The sequence below is a fragment of the Psychrobacter sp. VH5 genome, assembly GCF_050572635.1.
In the GTDB taxonomy this organism is placed as follows: domain Bacteria; phylum Pseudomonadota; class Gammaproteobacteria; order Pseudomonadales; family Moraxellaceae; genus Psychrobacter; species Psychrobacter celer.
The window spans coordinates 2053244-2070677 of the sequence record NZ_CP192145.1; the positions used below are offsets into that span (position 1 = coordinate 2053244).

The 17434-nt window shown below is 46.0% G+C and carries 11 protein-coding genes; 8 read left to right on the forward strand and 3 right to left on the reverse strand.

The window, feature by feature from the left end; genetic code table 11:
• Nucleotides 1-191 precede the first annotated feature (191 nt).
• The 3 genes from ACNFVB_RS08640 (at nt 192) to ACNFVB_RS08650 (ending at nt 5007) form a co-directional block, all read left to right on the forward strand.
• A complete protein-coding gene (locus ACNFVB_RS08640; RefSeq protein WP_430737218.1) occupies nt 192-2972 on the forward strand; it encodes an AAA family ATPase in 2781 nt (926 codons plus the stop codon).
• A gap of 182 nt (nt 2973-3154) precedes the next feature.
• Complete coding sequence (locus ACNFVB_RS08645; RefSeq protein WP_430737219.1) at nt 3155-4270, forward strand: helix-turn-helix transcriptional regulator; 1116 nt, start codon at nt 3155-3157, stop codon at nt 4268-4270.
• Nucleotides 4271-4359: 89 nt separating this feature from the next.
• Nucleotides 4360-5007, forward strand: a complete 648-nt coding sequence (locus ACNFVB_RS08650; protein ID WP_075102129.1) for a TerD family protein — start codon at nt 4360-4362, stop codon at nt 5005-5007.
• 169 nt (nt 5008-5176) lie between these two features.
• Here the strand turns inward: ACNFVB_RS08650 and ACNFVB_RS08655 are convergent, their stop codons facing one another.
• Nucleotides 5177-6160: an ion transporter gene (locus ACNFVB_RS08655; protein ID WP_430737220.1), complete on the reverse strand. Its 984-nt coding sequence runs from the start codon at nt 6158-6160 to the stop codon at nt 5177-5179.
• 214 nt (nt 6161-6374) lie between these two features.
• Here ACNFVB_RS08655 and ACNFVB_RS08660 point away from each other — a divergent pair, with 214 nt between their 5' ends.
• Together ACNFVB_RS08660 and ACNFVB_RS08665 are read left to right on the forward strand one after the other, a co-directional pair.
• Nucleotides 6375-6533 (forward strand): hypothetical protein, encoded by a 159-nt coding sequence (locus tag ACNFVB_RS08660; RefSeq protein WP_430737221.1) that lies wholly within the window; start codon nt 6375-6377, stop codon nt 6531-6533.
• A 284-nt stretch (nt 6534-6817) separates the two neighbouring features.
• Nucleotides 6818-7447 carry an OmpW/AlkL family protein gene (locus tag ACNFVB_RS08665; protein WP_430737222.1) on the forward strand — a complete coding sequence of 210 codons (630 nt, stop codon included), beginning with the start codon at nt 6818-6820 and terminating at the stop codon, nt 7445-7447.
• Nucleotides 7448-7708: 261 nt separating this feature from the next.
• On the opposite strand, the gene ACNFVB_RS08670 is transcribed toward ACNFVB_RS08665, so the two are convergent.
• Entirely contained in the window at nt 7709-9460 is a 1752-nt protein-coding gene (locus ACNFVB_RS08670; protein ID WP_430737223.1) for a 2-oxo acid dehydrogenase subunit E2, read from the reverse strand.
• Nucleotides 9461-9485: 25 nt separating this feature from the next.
• Nucleotides 9486-12299, reverse strand: coding sequence for a pyruvate dehydrogenase (acetyl-transferring), homodimeric type (aceE, locus tag ACNFVB_RS08675; RefSeq protein ID WP_430737224.1), 2814 nt, complete (start codon nt 12297-12299; stop codon nt 9486-9488).
• Between the two features lie 546 nt (nt 12300-12845).
• Here aceE and ACNFVB_RS08680 point away from each other — a divergent pair.
• The 3 genes from ACNFVB_RS08680 to ACNFVB_RS08690 all read left to right on the forward strand — a co-directional run bounded on the left by ACNFVB_RS08680 (nt 12846) and on the right by ACNFVB_RS08690 (nt 17379).
• Nucleotides 12846-14474 carry a hypothetical protein gene (locus tag ACNFVB_RS08680; protein ID WP_274632675.1) on the forward strand — a complete coding sequence of 543 codons (1629 nt, stop codon included), beginning with the start codon at nt 12846-12848 and terminating at the stop codon, nt 14472-14474.
• A gap of 268 nt (nt 14475-14742) precedes the next feature.
• Complete coding sequence (locus ACNFVB_RS08685) at nt 14743-15207, forward strand: hypothetical protein (protein ID WP_430737225.1); 465 nt, start codon at nt 14743-14745, stop codon at nt 15205-15207.
• 66 nt (nt 15208-15273) lie between these two features.
• Nucleotides 15274-17379 (forward strand): beta strand repeat-containing protein, encoded by a 2106-nt coding sequence (locus ACNFVB_RS08690; protein ID WP_430737226.1) that lies wholly within the window; start codon nt 15274-15276, stop codon nt 17377-17379.
• Nucleotides 17380-17434 lie beyond the last annotated feature (55 nt).

Genomic DNA, 17434 nt, shown 5'->3' on the forward strand with positions numbered 1-17434 from the left:
TTCTTTAATCATAGCAAACCGCTGAGTATTTACTGCTATCATACGCAGCAAAGACCGCAGCTTTATGATGAAATATACTAAAAAACCAATCGCTCATTTTTAAAGGCCGCATCCTAGACAGCGATAATCAAACCGCCTCATAGCAACATTTCCCAATCATCAAAAACGCGACCAAACAAGACACTAATGATATGGTAACACCCTCGACTCAGCTGACCCACCCAGCAATAGACACCACCAAAGAACAGACAAAACACGCAAAAAAGGTAACGCAGCTGCATCCACGTTTTTTAGAAGTGAAGCAGCATTGCCACCTAAGCGCTGCGCAACTGAAGCGCTACAGCGATCCTGCGGCACTGCCAAGCGACACCCGAACTGCCCCTGATTTGGACGTGGGCTTTGGCCAGCAGCGAGCGCTAAAAGCATTGCAAACCGCCCTAGACATCAAGGCCAGTGGCTATCATGTGTTTGCCGCGGGCGAAAACGGTTTGGGCAAACGTACGGTCATCAGCCGTTTACTGACTCGCATCGCTGCCGATGCGCCAACGCCTGATGACTGGGTCTATGTGCATAATTTCGCTGATCCTCGTACGCCGCAAGCATTATCCCTACCTGCTGGACAAGCAGAGATATTGCAGCAGCAGGTGAGTAAATTGTGGCAGCAAGCCAAAAAACGCCTCAGTCAGCGTTTTCGCAGTGATCAATACCAAAGCAAAATAGAAGCCATCAAAAACGCCACCCATCAAAAGGAAAGTCAGGCTTATGATGTGCTCAATGCCGAAGGCAAGCAATACGACTTGGCTTTGACGTTTCGCTCGTTTGATAATAAAGCGGTGTTTGTCCATTCAAGTCAGCTCGCCGCCGATACCGCCGCTGAGCACACTCCCGCCAGCCCTAGATCAGATAATACGTACGCCGCAGCCAAGCCCAATGAGACGGCGCATCGTCGTGGTAAGCAAGACGAGGTGCTCTCTGGCGATGACGAGTACGAAGCCGAGCTCGACAACTTCGTACAAAAAAACCACATGCAAAAGCGCTTAAGTCAACTCACCATCACACTAGAGCAATTAGAAGACGAAGCCAATGACGCCATCGAGGCACTGCATGGTGACATTGCACGCCGTGCCCTACAGCCATTATTTGCCCCAGTTTATCAGCAGTTTGCAGCTCAGCCACAAGTCGTCGATTACCTAAAAGCCGTATCTGCAGATATGGTCACGCATGCCGAGCGCATCGTCAATGCCGATGATGAAGAGTTTGTCACAGCAGCGCTGGCCACCACTCCCAGTCGTTATGCGGTCAATGTCATCGTCAGTCACGCGCCAGACAGTGGTGCACCTGTGGTCTTTGAGGATTTGCCGACGCATCTAAACCTATTGGGACATGTCGAGCAAATCACCCAGTTGGGCACAGTCACCACTGACGTCAGTATGATTCGAGCGGGTGCCCTACACCGTGCCAATGGCGGTTATCTGTTGTTGGAGGCCAATCATTTACTTGAGCATCCTTATGCTTGGCAAGGTCTCAAACGCGCTCTGCAATCACGCAAAATCAAACTCTCTAGCCTTGAGCAAATGCTGACTTTGACGGGTAGCTTATCACTTGCGCCGTCACCCATTGACCTTGAGGTCAAGGTGATTTTGCTGGGCGAAGCTGACCTATATTACGAGCTTTTGGAGCTTGAGCCTGAGTTTGATGCCGTCTTTAAGGTGCGTGCCGACTTCCACGACGATGTGACGCGCAGCCCTGAGCACGAGTTGGCATTGGTGGCAAAAATGGCTGATATCATCGATCATGCTAGCCTCTATCCATTCGATCGCAATGCACAGGCGGCGCTGCTTGAGCATTTGAGCTTACAAGCCGAAGACCAAGACCGCTTAAGCTTACACAGCGACTTGTTGATCAAACTGCTGCACGAGTCTGATCGCCATGCGCGCTTAGATGGCCAGCATATCGTTGATGCCCATCATGTCATGCAAGCCATTGAGGATATGGACGAGCGCTCAGGGTATCTGCGCGACTTATATTGGGATGAGCTAAAAAACGGCCAGCAGCTCATTCAAACCCAAGGTCATGCGGTCGGGCAAGTCAACGCCCTGACCGTGGTCAGCTATGCCGATAGCGAGTTTGGCATGCCAGCACGCCTCACCGCCGTCATTCAACCCAACATCGGCGCAGGTGAGATTCTCGATATCGAGCGCGATGTGGATTTGGGCGGCAGTCTACATGCTAAGGGCATGCTGATTATGACCAGCTATTTGCGGGCGCTGTTTAGTCAACACCACGCCCTTAACTTTAGTGCCTCACTTGCTTTTGAGCAAAGCTACGCGCAGATCGATGGCGACAGCGCCACGGTCAGCGAAGGCTGCGCGCTGCTCTCAGCCTTAGCGGATGTGCCAATCGATCAGTCCTTAGCCATTACTGGCTCCATGAACCAATTAGGTGAGGTACAAGCTGTCGGTGGTATCAACGCTAAAATCGCTGGATTTTTTGATGCTTGCCACGAGCAAGAACTGACAGGTCAGCAAGGCGTGGTCATCCCTGTTGCCAACGTCCAGCAGCTGATGCTGCGCGACGACATCATCGCTGCAGTCAAAGCTGGTAAGTTTCATATCTATGGGGTGCAGAGCTTAATTGAGGCGTTGACACTGATGACAGGACTGCCTGTCGACACCATGAATAAAAAAGGCCGCTATCGTAAAGATACGTTGTTTGGCAAAGTATTAAATCGCTTACTGCTGTGGGACGAAAACCAAAACGTCGATGACGATATTGAGGATAAAGACGCCAAGCAAACCAGCCAAAAAAAGCGCAAGGCAAAAAAGAAAAAAGACAAGAAAAAAAGACGTCAACGTCAAGAAGATCAGGGCAAAAAAGACAATGACGACCACTCAAGCGCGGATATCACGACAGCTGATGAGTCGCCTGATATCTCCAGCCCTGATGGTGACAGACATCAGAGCATGGGCTGACGACCTGCTACCGTCGTTTATCATGCGTTGCTCATCAATGATAGACACAACATAGCTGTCAAGATAGACGTCAAGCTGCTTTTCTGCCATGATAACCCGCGACGGATTCATTAAAATACCAGCATTAAAATATCCATATCGATTGCGACATTGATTTACGACTTCATAAAGGTTATCTCTGAATGACTGTACATCATACCCACACAGATGAGCGAATATACGAGCAGCGCACGAGCACCGATACCTCTGCTGCAGAGGCTCATCATAATAATCGTCATGGCGCGGCAACCACGGCGCGGCAGTGGCAAGTACTCTCACAGTTACAGCGCAATCGCTGGGTGGGAACGACGCACATTTACGAGCAGCTCAAACTTGCAGGGTTTGACATCAGTCTACGCACCGTACAGCGCGACCTAAACGCCTTGTCCAAACGCTTTCCCATCGAAAAAAACAACGCCAACCCGCAAGGCTGGCGCTGGCGTGACGATGCCCCGCTACACAGCCTACCGCATATGAATCTATCACAAGCGGTGGCTTTTAATATGGTAGAGGCCAATCTCACCCAACTATTACCGCCCGTGATTTTAGACGAGCTGTTTCCTTGGTTTGATTTAGCAAGACGACAGCTAAAAAACAGTAAAGTCACGCACTCTTGGATCGACCGAGTACGCATTGAGCCTGCCACCCAACCCTTGATCGCCCCGCACATTGACCTCGAAAGCAAAGACAATCTGTATCACGCGCTTTTTTATCAATTGCAGGTCAAAGCCTGCTACACCCGTAGCAACAAAAATGAGGCCAGCGAATATACGCTAAACCCCATTGCCATCATTCAGCGCGGCGTGATTATCTATTTACTAGCGACCCGTACCGATGACCCAGAAGCCATCATTCGCACCTTTGCTCTGCATCGGTTTGATAGCGTCGAGATTTTAGAGAGTCCGGCACAAACGCCAGAGGATTTTCAGCTTGATACCTATTTGGAGGCAGGCAGTATGGGCTTTAGTCATCCGTTGTTTGGCGAGCTACCTGAGCGTGGCAAAAACACGGCCATTGAGCTACAATTCACCAAACAAGCTGGCAAGAGTCTGACAGAAAGTAAGCTTAGTGACGATCAAGTCGTCACCGTCAATGATGACGACACCCTAACCATCAAAGCCACGGTCAACCTAACCTCACAGCTGGTTTGGTGGTTACGCGGCTTTGGTAGTGGCCTGCTCAATGCTCATCCCGAGCTGCTATATCGAGCCGTCTTGGATAACAGCGCCAATAACGCCACTGATAATAAGCCTGATTAACTGGTGTTATTTTGTCTTAAGCGTTACAGACTCAAACCACGATAACATCCTCGAACCATTGCAACTCGAACCATTGTAAAAGGAATACTATGTCGACCACGACCCCATCGCCACTACTTTCCGACAGCTTAAGAGGACTAGGCTTAGATGCGGGGACTTTGTTTTTTGCGCTAAACTACGAATTTACCAGAATTGAGCCAAAGGGACTGCTAAAACGTTTTAAAAAAAACCAAGGCGCGATAGATATCGACATCGCGTGCGCGTTATACGATGACAATTGCACCATCAGCGATATCGTTTGGTTTAAGCAGCTGCGAGACAAAGCGGAGTCGGTACGCCATCAAGGCGATAGCTTAAATGGCAAAGATCGCGGTGAGCAGGCCATGTATTTGGCACCGCTTGATCAAGAGCAGATCAGACTGTATTTAGACAAAATCCCTGCGCATATCACCCATATCGCCATGATGGCCAACTCTTATCACGGCCACCCTTTTTCTCGAGTCAAAAAAGGCGAGATACACCTGAGTGATGATGAAGGCAATCGCTGTTTTGAAGTCAATCTCAAACAGCTGCCACGCGACTGCCAAACACTTTGGGTCGCTCATTTGCGCCGAGAAGTAGATGACTGGCATCTAACTTTGCAAAACTTACCACTGGCAGCAGAGGATTTGGCCACAGCCGCGCAGCAAGTCGCCTATGAACTGGCGCGCGCCCTTCCTATCCCTCAAGGCCTATAAAAAGCCTATAAAGAGAAATCAGCCACAGCGTTTGACTGCAGCCATTAAAACCAAAAAATGAGACCATAAAAATGAAATCGCAGGAATGAAGCTGTCGAAATAACGCCGTAAAACTACTCAACCACAAAACAGATAAAAAAGACTAGGGCGTGTTGAGTAGTGCACTGCTCTATAACGGCTCGCCGCAGTGCGGGCAGTAATTCTTTTGCCGCCTTTCCACCTCTCTTTCGCGGCGCTCAAGCTCTTGCTCACGCAGTACTTGTAAGACGATATTTTGCGCCTGCTCCTTGTCCAGCCCCAGCTCACGGCGAATCTTGTCAATCATCATCTGGTTTTGCACCAAATCAAAATCACTGTCAATCAGCTGCTCACGAAAATGCTGCTCTAACTCCTCGCGGCGCTGGGCCAGCTCATTGGCCAAACCAGTCGCCAAAATACCAGCTGGCAATGCCGCCAGACCCACACCCAATATGGTAATGATGGCACCCAATATCTTACCTGCATTGGTGATCGGTATGACATCACCATAGCCGACGGTCGTCAGCGTCACCACCGCCCACCACATCGCCTTCGGTATCGACTCAAACTCATCTGGCTGCGCGTGATTTTCGACCAAATAAATCCCGCTAGAGGCGGTGACAATCATGATAATCAAGATAAAGATAACCGCTTGAAACGAGCCTTTTTCTTTACTGATGACCACCAGCAAGATACGCATAGAGGCAAAGTAGCGGGTGAGTTTCAAAATCCGAAACAGACGCAAAATACGCAAGAAACGCAAGTCAATAGAGACAAAGAAGTTTAAAAAGGCAGGGGCGATTGCAATCAAGTCGATCATCGCCGACGGGCTTTTGAGCCACTCCCAGCGCTGACGCCAAGTGGTATTATCTGGTTTGGCTTCGGCCATACTCCACAGACGCAACAAATACTCGATAGAAAAAATAACGATAGAGAAATTTTCAAACCAAATAAAATAGTCTTGATAAGGGTAATACCAGCTGTCTACAGACTCGGCAATCACAGCGGCGACATTGGTCATGATCAAAAAAATCAGGAAGTAGTCCACATAACGGCTAAACCGAGTGTCATGCTCATCGTTTTGTAAAATATCATAAACAAAAAAACGTAAGCGCCGTATAGATTGGAATAGCATGCTGACCTTATGCGGTAAAACCCGCGCGTGGATAAATAAAATAAATCGCCATTGCCGCAAAAAACATCACCGTGACCACCATAATGCCAAAGCTGACCTAAAAGGCGTCGATCGGCGGCTGCGTGTTATCCACAGCTAGCGTGTGCCCTCAGATTATACAAAATTTTTATAGTAAATATAGACAGTTATCAGCAGCGTAAAGGCAATTGCCAAGATGGCCGATCGTAAAAACCGTTCATCGGCCTTTAACTGGTGGCTGATATTTTGGGCAGGCAACAAAAACAGATGGCACTCAGGACAACAGCCATCTACTTCATTTAATAGCTGCATCGTCCGTGCGTTAGTACAACGCAGAGGAGAGTTACTACAATAACCAAGCATAGTATGGCGCGCCTCCATTTATAAAATAAAACCTTTATCCTTTACCTATAACTCACTCTTAAAAGTTCACAATACATCGATATCGATAACTTTACGCAAAAATCTTGGCTTAATACTGAGAATAACCATTTATTACCTTACAGAAATAGTGGTTTTGTATTATAATGGCGTTATAATGTTACAGATTAATCAATAATCATAATATTATGTATTGGTCACTATTGTCATCCCTCATTAGCTGACTGATAATCCTCTACTACGTTAAGGAATCAAACGATGAAACTACAATCCCTAGTTTTAGCCGCTGCTACTGCACTTACTATGACTTCTGCTTTTGCCGTTCCTGCTGGTACTTGGACAGTGGCCGCTGGTGCACACTATGTTGACCCTAAAAGCGACAACGGTACTTTAGACAATGGCTTATCAGTAGATGTTGATGGCGATGTGCGCCCAACCATCAGTGGCGAATATTTCATTGCTGATAACGTTGGTGTTGAGCTACTAGCAGCCATCCCATTCCATCATGACATCACGCTAACTGATGCAAATGGTAACGAAGTTGATGCCAAAACTCAGCATCTACCCCCTACTCTATCTGTACAGTATCACTTCGACGGCGATAACTTGCCTATGAATGTGAAGCCTTTCGTTGGTGTTGGTGTGAACTATACAACTTTCTTTAAAGAAAGAGTTTACCTAGGTAACGGTAATGATTTAGAGCTAGACGATAGCGTTGGCGTTGCTGGTCATATCGGTCTTGACATCCCATATGCACCTACTGAGTCTTTCCGTATCGATGCGCGCTACATGGACATCAAAACTGACGCTAGCCTAAATGGTGATAAAATTGGTAAAGTCGATATCAGCCCATGGGTATATGGCGTTGCGTTTGTAAAACAGTTCTAATAAATCTATCATAGCAAGTAAAGTATGCCAGATAAGAAGCCAGCCGATGTGCTGGCTTTTTTGTCTGTATGATTTGCTGCAATCTGTTTATTGTTATTTTTTTATAATCAATCCACTATAATATTGGCGCACTTAATGTCATGTCATAAGCCCATAAAAAAAGACCATCCGTGCAGACAGTCTTTTTATAATATGTAAACACTGATGCAATCTATCAGCCGCTATTAGCCAAACAGCACTCAAAAGTGCTGCCAGTCAGAGCTACAGCAAGATACGGCGCGGATCGGCTAACAAGGTGGCGATATAACGGGTAAACACTGCTGCATCAGCACCATTAATCACTCGGTGATCATAAGACAACGACAGCGGCAGCATCAAACGCGGCTCAAACGTCTGCTTGGTTTCGTTCCAGCGCGGCTGCATACTGGCTTCAGAGACCCCTAAGATACCCACTTGTGGCCAATTGACCAACGGCGTAAAGGCGGTACCCCCTAGGTTGCCTTGGCTCGATATGGTAAAGCTTGCACCTTGTAAGTCTTTGGTGCCAAGCTTTTTATCACGCGCCTTTGCTGCCAGCTCGCCAATCTCGATAGCGATCTGCTTAAGACCTTTGTCTTGAACGTTTTTGATAACGGGTACGATAAGCCCATCATCCGTCGCCACAGCGATACCCATGTTGACGCTTTTGCGTACGATAATCTGAGTATTGTCATCGCTCAAATGACTGTTAAAGCGTGGGTGCTGCGTCAAGGCATGAGCCGTCGCTTTTACCACAAAGGCTAGGATAGTAAAGCCAATACCTTCAGCTTTCATACCACCTTTTAGCTCACCACGCAGTTTTTCAGTCTCAGTGATATCGGACAAATCAAACTGTGTGACTTGTGGCAGCAAGGTATTGTAGTTAAGCTGCGGTATAGAGACCTTTTGTAAGCGGCTTAAATCCTGAGTCTCAGTCTCTCCCCAAATCTCGATATTACTCATATCGGGTAAGTTTGGCAGGCTTGCCTGAGCACCAGCGCTGTTTGTCGGCGCCGCTTTTTGTTTGCTTAAGCTTTCTTTGACATGAGCAAACACATCTTCTTTTAAGATACGATCATTGAGCGCTGAGCCACTCACTTGAGTAATATCCACACCCATTTGGCGTGCCAGCTTACGTACAGCAGGACCTGCATACACATCGACAAGCTTTTCATTCACTTGACTTTCTGTCAGCTTGCCACCGCTTTTGCTGGCAGCACTATCGCCTGTCGCTTGAGCGCTTTGTTTTGGCGCAGCGGTCGACTGTTTTTTAGCACTGGCTTGCTGCTCACTGCTGCCAGCCTCGCTATCTGCTTTGGCTGACACAGCTTCTGTTCTAGACCCCTGTGTTTCAGACGTGCTACTGGTCTCATCCTCACCAATAATGACAATAAAATCTTGACCGTTGGCGACCATGTCGCCTGCTTCGACCAGTATTTTTTCGACCTTACCAGCGATAGGGGCTGGTACTTCCACTGAGGCCTTGTCCGACTCAATCAACAAAATCGATTGCTCGGCACTGACGGTATCACCGACACTGACCATGATCTCGGCCACTTGCGCTTCTTCAACACCTAAATCTGGCAATGCGTGTGTACTGGCTGTACCCGCGCTCGGCGCAGGATGTTTGGACTCTGACGAGCTAGCATCAGCAGCTTGAGACTCAGATGTGGCCTCAGACTGTGCGCCAGCATCCTTTTCATCTGCTTGATTGCGGGCGTCATCAGTGCTCTTTTCACTGGCTGGTGATTCTGCTTGTGTATCGGCCGCAGCGCTCTCAAGTTCAATGAGCACCATGCCTTCACTGACTTGATCACCAACAGCAACGCTGATTTTGGTGACTTTACCAGCAGCAGAGCTTGGTACTTCCACTGATGCTTTGTCAGACTCTAATAAAATGATATTGTCGTCTTTTTCGATGACATCGCCAACTTCGACCATAATTTCGCTGACTTCGGCACTATCGACACCCAAATCGGGGGCTTTAATGTCCATGGTTTATCTCCTCGTCTTATCGTTATTATTCTTTGACATCATCGTCATTGAGCAGCGTCGCGTCAGCTTGATCTTCGGCGCGGCCTTCATTACTGATTTCATCATCCTCTTCACTGACAAACTCAGGCACAGGACTTGGGTTGATGTTGTCAGGAGCTGGTGCATCTGGGAAATGATCGTAATAAGGCTGCTGCTGCCATGCTGGCGGCTGATCGGCCTCAATCTCAAAGCTTGAGATGGCATCTTTGACCAAGCGCATTTCTACTTCGCCTTCATCTGCCAAGCGCTTGAGCGTCGCCACCACGATATGAGCGGCATCTACATGGAAGAAGCTGCGTAGTTTTTCGCGGGTATCTGAGCGACCATAACCATCGGTACCCAATGTGGTATAAGGACGGCTATCAGGCAACCAGCCACGTATCTGCTCTGAGTAGTTACGCATATAGTCTGTTGCCGCGACCACCACCCCTTTATGCGGTGCCAATTGCTCTGTGACCCATGGCACTTTTTCTTCATCCATTGGGTGCAAGCGATTGTAGTCATCACATGCCATACCGTCACGCGTCAGCTCATTAAAGCTGGTCACGCTCCAAACGTTGGCAGTGATATTAAACTCTTCTTTTAAAATCTTCGCCGCTTTTTGTACTTCGCGTAAGATAACTCCAGAACCAAGCAGCTGTACTTGGCTTGAACCATTGTCTTCTAGCAAATACATCCCGCGCTTGATGCCTTCTTCCGCGCCCTCTGGCATGGCGAGCTGCTCGTAGTTTTCGTTCATGAGGGTCAAGTAATAATATACGCGCTCACCCTCACCATACATCCGGCGTAGGCCATCATGCATGATGACCGCCAGCTCATAACCATAGCAAGGGTCATAGCTCACGCAGTTCGGTACGGTGTTAAACAAAATCTGCGAATGGCCATCTTGATGCTGCAAGCCCTCGCCATTGAGCGTCGTACGGCCTGCTGTCGCACCAAGTAAGAAACCTTGTGCCTGACAGTCGCCTGCCGCCCATGCCAAGTCGCCCACACGCTGAAAGCCAAACATAGAGTAGTAAATATACAGCGGTATCATTGGCAAAGCGTTGACCGAATAACTGGTCGCCAGCGCAATCCAGGTACTCATTGCCCCCGCTTCGTTGATGCCTTCTTCCAACATGTGACCGTCGATGGCTTCTTTATAGCCCATCAGCGCTTCACTATCTTCAGGCGTGTATTTTTGTCCTGACGCCGAGTAAATACCTAACTGACGGAACATGCCTTCTAGACCAAAGGTACGCGCCTCATCAGGAACGATCGGCACGACGCGATCTTGAATGTCTTTGTTTTTTAGCATCGCTGATAACAGACGGACAAACACCATGGTCGTCGACTGCTCTTTGCCATTACTGCCTTTTAAGATACGATCAAAAATCGATAAATCAGGGATATTTAAAGGAATATGACCACTACGACGGTTTGGCAAATGACCGCCCAACGCTTCACGGCGACCTTTTAGATATTTCATCTCAAGCGAGTCTTCTTTTGGACGATAGAACGGCAGCGTCTCAAGCTCTTCATCATTGAATGGCAAATCAAAACGATCACGGAAATACTTCAATGACTCATGATCTAACTTTTTGATTTGGTGCGATTTATTCACCGCTTGCGCTTGCGTCGAGAGCCCATAACCTTTGACTGTTTTGACCAAGACAACTGCTGGTTGACCTTTGGTCTTCATGGCTTCACTAAAGGCAGCATAGACCTTCATTGGGTCATGACCACCACGGTTTAGACGCGCGATGTCATGGTCAGACAGCTCATTGGCCATCTCTTCAAGCTCTGGGTATTTACCAAAAAACTCTTTACGGGTAAATTCAGGAGTACGTGCCTCATATAGCTGGTACTCACCATCGACCACTTCTTCCATACGGTGCTTGAGTACACCTGTCACGTCTTTATCAAGCAGTGTATCCCAGTTACCACCCCAGATGACTTTAATCACGCGCCAGCCTGCACCGCGAAATACCGACTCTAGCTCTTGAATAATCTTGCCATTACCACGCACAGGGCCATCGAGGCGCTGCAAGTTACAATTGATGACCCAAATTAGGTTGTCTAGTTTTTCGCGGCCAGCAAGCGAGATGGCACCCAAGCTCTCCGGCTCATCTGTCTCGCCATCACCTAAGAAAGTCCAAATTTTACGGCCTTCTTTTTCGAGTAAGCCACGGTTTTCCATATAGCGATGGACGTGCGCGTGATAAATCGACATGATCGGGCCAAGTCCCATAGAGACCGTTGGGAACTGCCAATAGTCCGGCATCAGATAGGGATGCGGATAACTTGATAAGCCTTTACCACCGACCTCACGGCGAAAATTATCCAACTGGTCTTCACTCAAGCGGCCTTCTAAATAAGAACGGGCATAGATACCTGGCGCGGAGTGACCTTGATAATAAACCATGTCACCACCGAAATGATCACTTGCGGCTCGAAAAAAATGGTTAAAGCCTGTCTCATACAGCGTGGCACTAGAGGCAAATGTCGCCAAATGACCACCTAAGTCGTCATCGTTTTTGTTGGCACGCATCACCATCGCCAGCGCGTTGTAGCGAATCAGCGCACGGATCTTACGCTCAATGGTCAAGTCGCCAGGATACATCGGCTCGTCCTCGACTGCGATGGTATTGATATAAGCAGTATCAAGGCGGTTGAATGGCAGGCCTTCTTGCACCGCCATATTGTATAAGGCTTTTAGTAAAAACTGCGCGCGATCTTTGTCTGCATGTTTGATCACAGACTCAAAGGCTTCAAGCCATTCTTGGGTTTCGGTGCTGTCAGCATCCTTGTAATAATTCATTGTTGTCGATCCTTTTATATTAGTCATACCTACCTATCTAGACGGTAAGGCTTTGTTAAATACTGGTGTGAAGTGAGGTATCGGTTTACTTATGACTTCCTTGATATGTCCAAGCATTCCCTTGTTTCATACGGTGAGATACAGCTAGATTATACAAAATAGTGCCACTGAGAATAGACATATGCGTCAAATGGACGAAACTACAAAACAGATCATACTGTTGTCCCTGTATATTCAGTCATGGATGATTTTGACACTCTATTATAAGCGTTTGAGAGGCAATTGTTTATGGCTGTAGAGAAATGGATAAATAACAAGTATTTTTTAAATAAATAATGATTAGTTTTTTTAAAAATGACAATATTATAATTTGTTTATGTGTAATTTTATGAATATAATTTACTTTTCATCATACCAAATCGACCACTGGTAACTTTACACTGGATTTATGACAAATTGCTTATTAGTATCCCATACTAGTATATTTGTATAAATATGGTTAACCATGATATTAATTGAGCAACTTTGATTCTTAGGACTAGTGACATGTATAAAGTTAAAAGCTTTTCAAATATGATGAGTACTTTCTCATTCAGTAACTATCAATCTCAAATACTGACTTTTATAAGCTTTATCATATTGTCATTGATGAGCATCTCATCTCATGCGCTTGCACCAAATCCTGGAGCAGTTTGTAGTACTGGTTCTTCTCAAAGCAGCCTGACAAACGCAGACTACACTAACCTAGTCTCAGCAGTGAATACTGATAACTATGTCAACATCGCAGGCAACGCATCAGGCAGCATTCCCTTACAGATTAAAATGAATACTACAGAGTCGAGCTCGAACACCATATTGAGTAACTTTGGTGTTACTGAAGCTCAAGGAGTCAGAGCCATCAATGTCAGAAGAACGTTCCCTAACACCTCGGCCTTTACAGATATCCGTCTAGATTTTCGTAATAGCATTACCATGCAACCAATCTACTTGACCAACGTTGCGTTAAGTGCTTTTGATGTTGATTATGCTAATAGTAATGGTAATACTTTCGATGATTACGTTCAAATTACAGGTGTCACCCAAGCAGGTACTACTATTGAAGGCACTTTCCAAACAATAGTAGGTTCAAACATTGCCTACTTTCAAGGATTATATACAACTAGTACAGCTAACTGCCCAGCTAAAGATTTAGGTACGCAATGTCAAGGATCGGTACAGTTCTCTCAGCCCGTATCATCGGTAAAAGTTCGCTATACTAATACCGGTCGTCTTTCCACTACAACTAATCAAGAGATTGATTTTCGCGTAGATAACTACTGTTATGTTCCTCAATATATATTTTCTGGTACGGTATTTGACGATAATGGTGGTATCACAGCAGCGCAAGCGAGCGCTACTAATGCCAACTTCACTTCTGGGACTTATAATAATACCAACTACTTCAATGGTGTTTTTAATCCGCCCCAAGAGACGGGGATCAGCGGTAGTACTGTCAGACTAGCTAGTTGCGATAGTAACAACCCTCTCACTTATGCTACACAAACTGTTAATAGTAGTGGCGCGACTATCGGTCAGTTTCAATTTAGTGTCCCTCTCTCAACCTTTGGTAGTAATAGAAACATATGCCTTATAGAGAGTAGAACAGGTAGTTCTTACCCGATCCGAACCACGACAGACAATATCAATACTGCATTTGCAACCACCACCTACAACTATCCCAACAGGAACTTTGGTCGTGTCATTGCAGAAAACGCCGCCTTAGTCCTTAGAAAAGCTCAATATGTTAATAACTGTCCTTCTACCATCCCTTATACCGATCCTACTCTCAATCGTGTAGGTGAAACAGACCTTAGAAATGGCTTTAGCGAAAGTGCTAATAATGGAAATGCCCTTACCCCTGGTCAGTGTATTGCTTATCGCATTACCGCCACTAATCGCGCTAATGTCCCTATTAATAACTTTGTGATGCAGGATAAACTGCAAAGCAAAAGTGATGGCGCAGCGGTTACCTCAACCTTAGCCAATCCAGTAGCCAGTACAACCGACTATGCTTCTAATAGTGTGGCTATCGGTAATAACGGTACAGTAATAACTAATCCTTTTACCCTAAACGCCAGATCAAACCGCAACTTTTATTTTAATACCAAATATGGCACTACAGCGAACACTCAGTAGCTATTATCTATTGCAACTCTAGATTATTACTATTTCCTTTTCTAATACAAAAAAGCCCTGTCTTCTTAGACAGGGCTTTTACCGTTCGTATCCTCCAAAATGCCAGTTGTCATTTTTGTGATGATTAATTGTATTAATTACGTGAAAATAGAAGGAAGGGAGATAGATGCCTTTTAAAACGATGAATGATATTAGATTACTAGCTCCTCCATCATGATATACGACGTTTGCTTTTTACTGATAGTCATGTTCTAAGAAAGGATTTTATATGAAACGTTTCAAGATTCTACGCAATGTTCTATTAGCTACTATAGCTTCTAGCTCTTTACTAAATGTAGCACATGCTGATGATGCTCTAAAAATGGAACTAACAGCCAATCAAGTCATAAAGAATGCGGAAGGTAAAACAGTCTATACGCCAGTACGCACCGCACCAGCTGGTACTGTCATTCAATACAAAGCAATTTATACCAATACCATCAACAAAGACATTAATGATCTGATGGTGACACTGCCTATCCCTGCCAACATGACATTTACTGGTGAGGCAAATCCTGCCAGCGCACAAGCCAGCACTGATGGTAAGAACTATGCTGATATGCCACTCATGCGTAAAGTCGATGGCAAGATGGTCAAGATTCCATATTCTGAATACCGCACTCTGCGTTGGAATATTAAGTTATTGCCAGCTAAAAAGTCAGCAGCTGTTGCTCTCAATACCACCGTTAATTAATTCAATAGACATTAAACCTTCACGCTTTTAACGTTTCAATTTTTAATCTTAACTCTGGAGCATTATATGAAATCAACCACTTTTAACTATAGCCTGCTAGCTGTCGGCGTCGCCGCAGTAATGGGTGTGTCTACTGGTGCTAATGCAGCGACCCCAGCTAACGCTGTAACAGCAGGCGCTGCGCCAATTAATAACGTAGCAACTGCAAGCTACAGTATTGCTGGCGTCAGTCAGCCATCTGTAACCTCTAACACAGTAACCGTTAACGTTAGCGAAACGGCTAACTTTGAACTCACATCGACTGTTGATGATGGTAGTATTGGTGACGATATTGCTATCAATCAGACTGCTACGCCAGGTGGTACAACTACCTTTACTCATAATTTAACCAACACGGGTAACGTGACGGATACTTATACCATTAACACCACAGGTAATGATTCATCACTAGTAACGGCTACTCCAGACTACCCTTTAGGTACTGCGCCTGTTACGTTTACTATTGTACAAGCAGATGGTACTCCTTTAACTACTGCTCAGATAAACGCTTTAAATGGACAAGCACAGACAGGTAACCTAACTAATGGCGGTAATATTAGACTACAGCCAGGTACTAGAGCTAACTTAAGCTACGAAGCAGCTACGCCAGACAATCGTAACGGTAATGACAAAGGTGTAGGCACATTAACAGCGACCAGTACTTTCTTTACTGCTAATAATGCACCTGGTGCGACATTGGTGAACGAAAACCAAACTATCGTGAGATTGCCTACCTTCAAAATTGTAAAAACAGCGACCAGTACTGTCGATTTGACAGTCGCCAACCCACAGATTGCTTATAGTATCGTAGTCACTAACGCGACTACTGACTATAGTGCTGCTGCGACTGATATTGTTATCAGAGATGTCCTTCCTGTAGGTTTGAGTTTACCTAATGGCACAGCATCAGACGTGACCGTAACTGGTGGTGCTGGTACCGCTACGATTTCTACTGTTGGTACTCGACAAGCTATCAATGTTGCCGTAGCGAACTTAGCTGTTGGCGCAAGTCGCACGATTACTTTCACGGTTAACGTCGATAGAGATCAGTTTACATCTGCTAATAGTTCAGTAACTAACAACGCAGAAGTCTACGATAAGTTTGTCGGTCCGGTTAGCCCGCTACCTGCTAATCCGGTACTTGGTACTGACTATAATATTTTGGATAGTACAGATAGCACTATAGGTGTTACTAGAGTACCTGATGATGCGGGTGAAGGTAACGGCGCTGGTACAGATAGTCCTGGTGTGACTAACTTTACCAGACGAGCGGTTGTGGTGAGCAATCCAACGACTAGAGAAGTTCCCCCTGCCTCAGGTACTGCTAGTCAAGCGACTCATTCAACTCTCATTACTAACAGCGGTCAAGATGGCGAAGGTACCAATGCTAACCCATTGAATTTCACTATTGCTGATGGTGGCAATAATGGGGCTGTCAGACCTGTTACTGGTCCTGTTAGTGCTACTTATACGCCGCCTGGTAATGGCGCGCCGGTTACTATAACGCTGCAACCTAACGTTGCTGGTGGTAATACATATACTCTTGATGGCACTACACTACCAACCGCTCAATTTCCAAATGGTATTGCACCTGGTGGCACATTAGCAATCAACTACAATGTGTCGTCGGGCAATGTAGCTGCTCCTGCAACTGTTGCTGATGCTGCAGCTGTTGGTAGCACTGAAACTTCTGTTGTAACGCTAACGCCTGATGGTATTAATGCACCTGCTGCTACTACAGTGACTGATACGACTAACGTTAGAGGCTTAACTTTAGTGAAGTCTCAAGCATTAGATGCGACTTGTTCAGGTACGGTTGCTGCAAGCACCTTTATTCAGACTGCGATCGATGCGGAACCTGATGAGTGTGTTATCTATCGTATTCAGGCGACTAATACTTCTTCAGCAGCGTTAGGTTTTAATCTTAACGATTTAACCATTTCGGATTTGTTGTCTAACTTTTCAGCTGGTGCGGATTTAGTAGCTGGTTCACCTGCTACTTCTGCGACTGCCTCATCTACTGCAGGCATAGCTAGTACTACCAGTACTGCAGTTCTTGGTACTAACTACACCCTAGTTCCTCAGGGCGTTGGCACCTTGACTTTTAAAATCAAAATTAAAAACGCTCGTTAATTGATATTTAACATTTCAAAGTCTATAAGCTTCACAAGACGCTTATAGACTAACG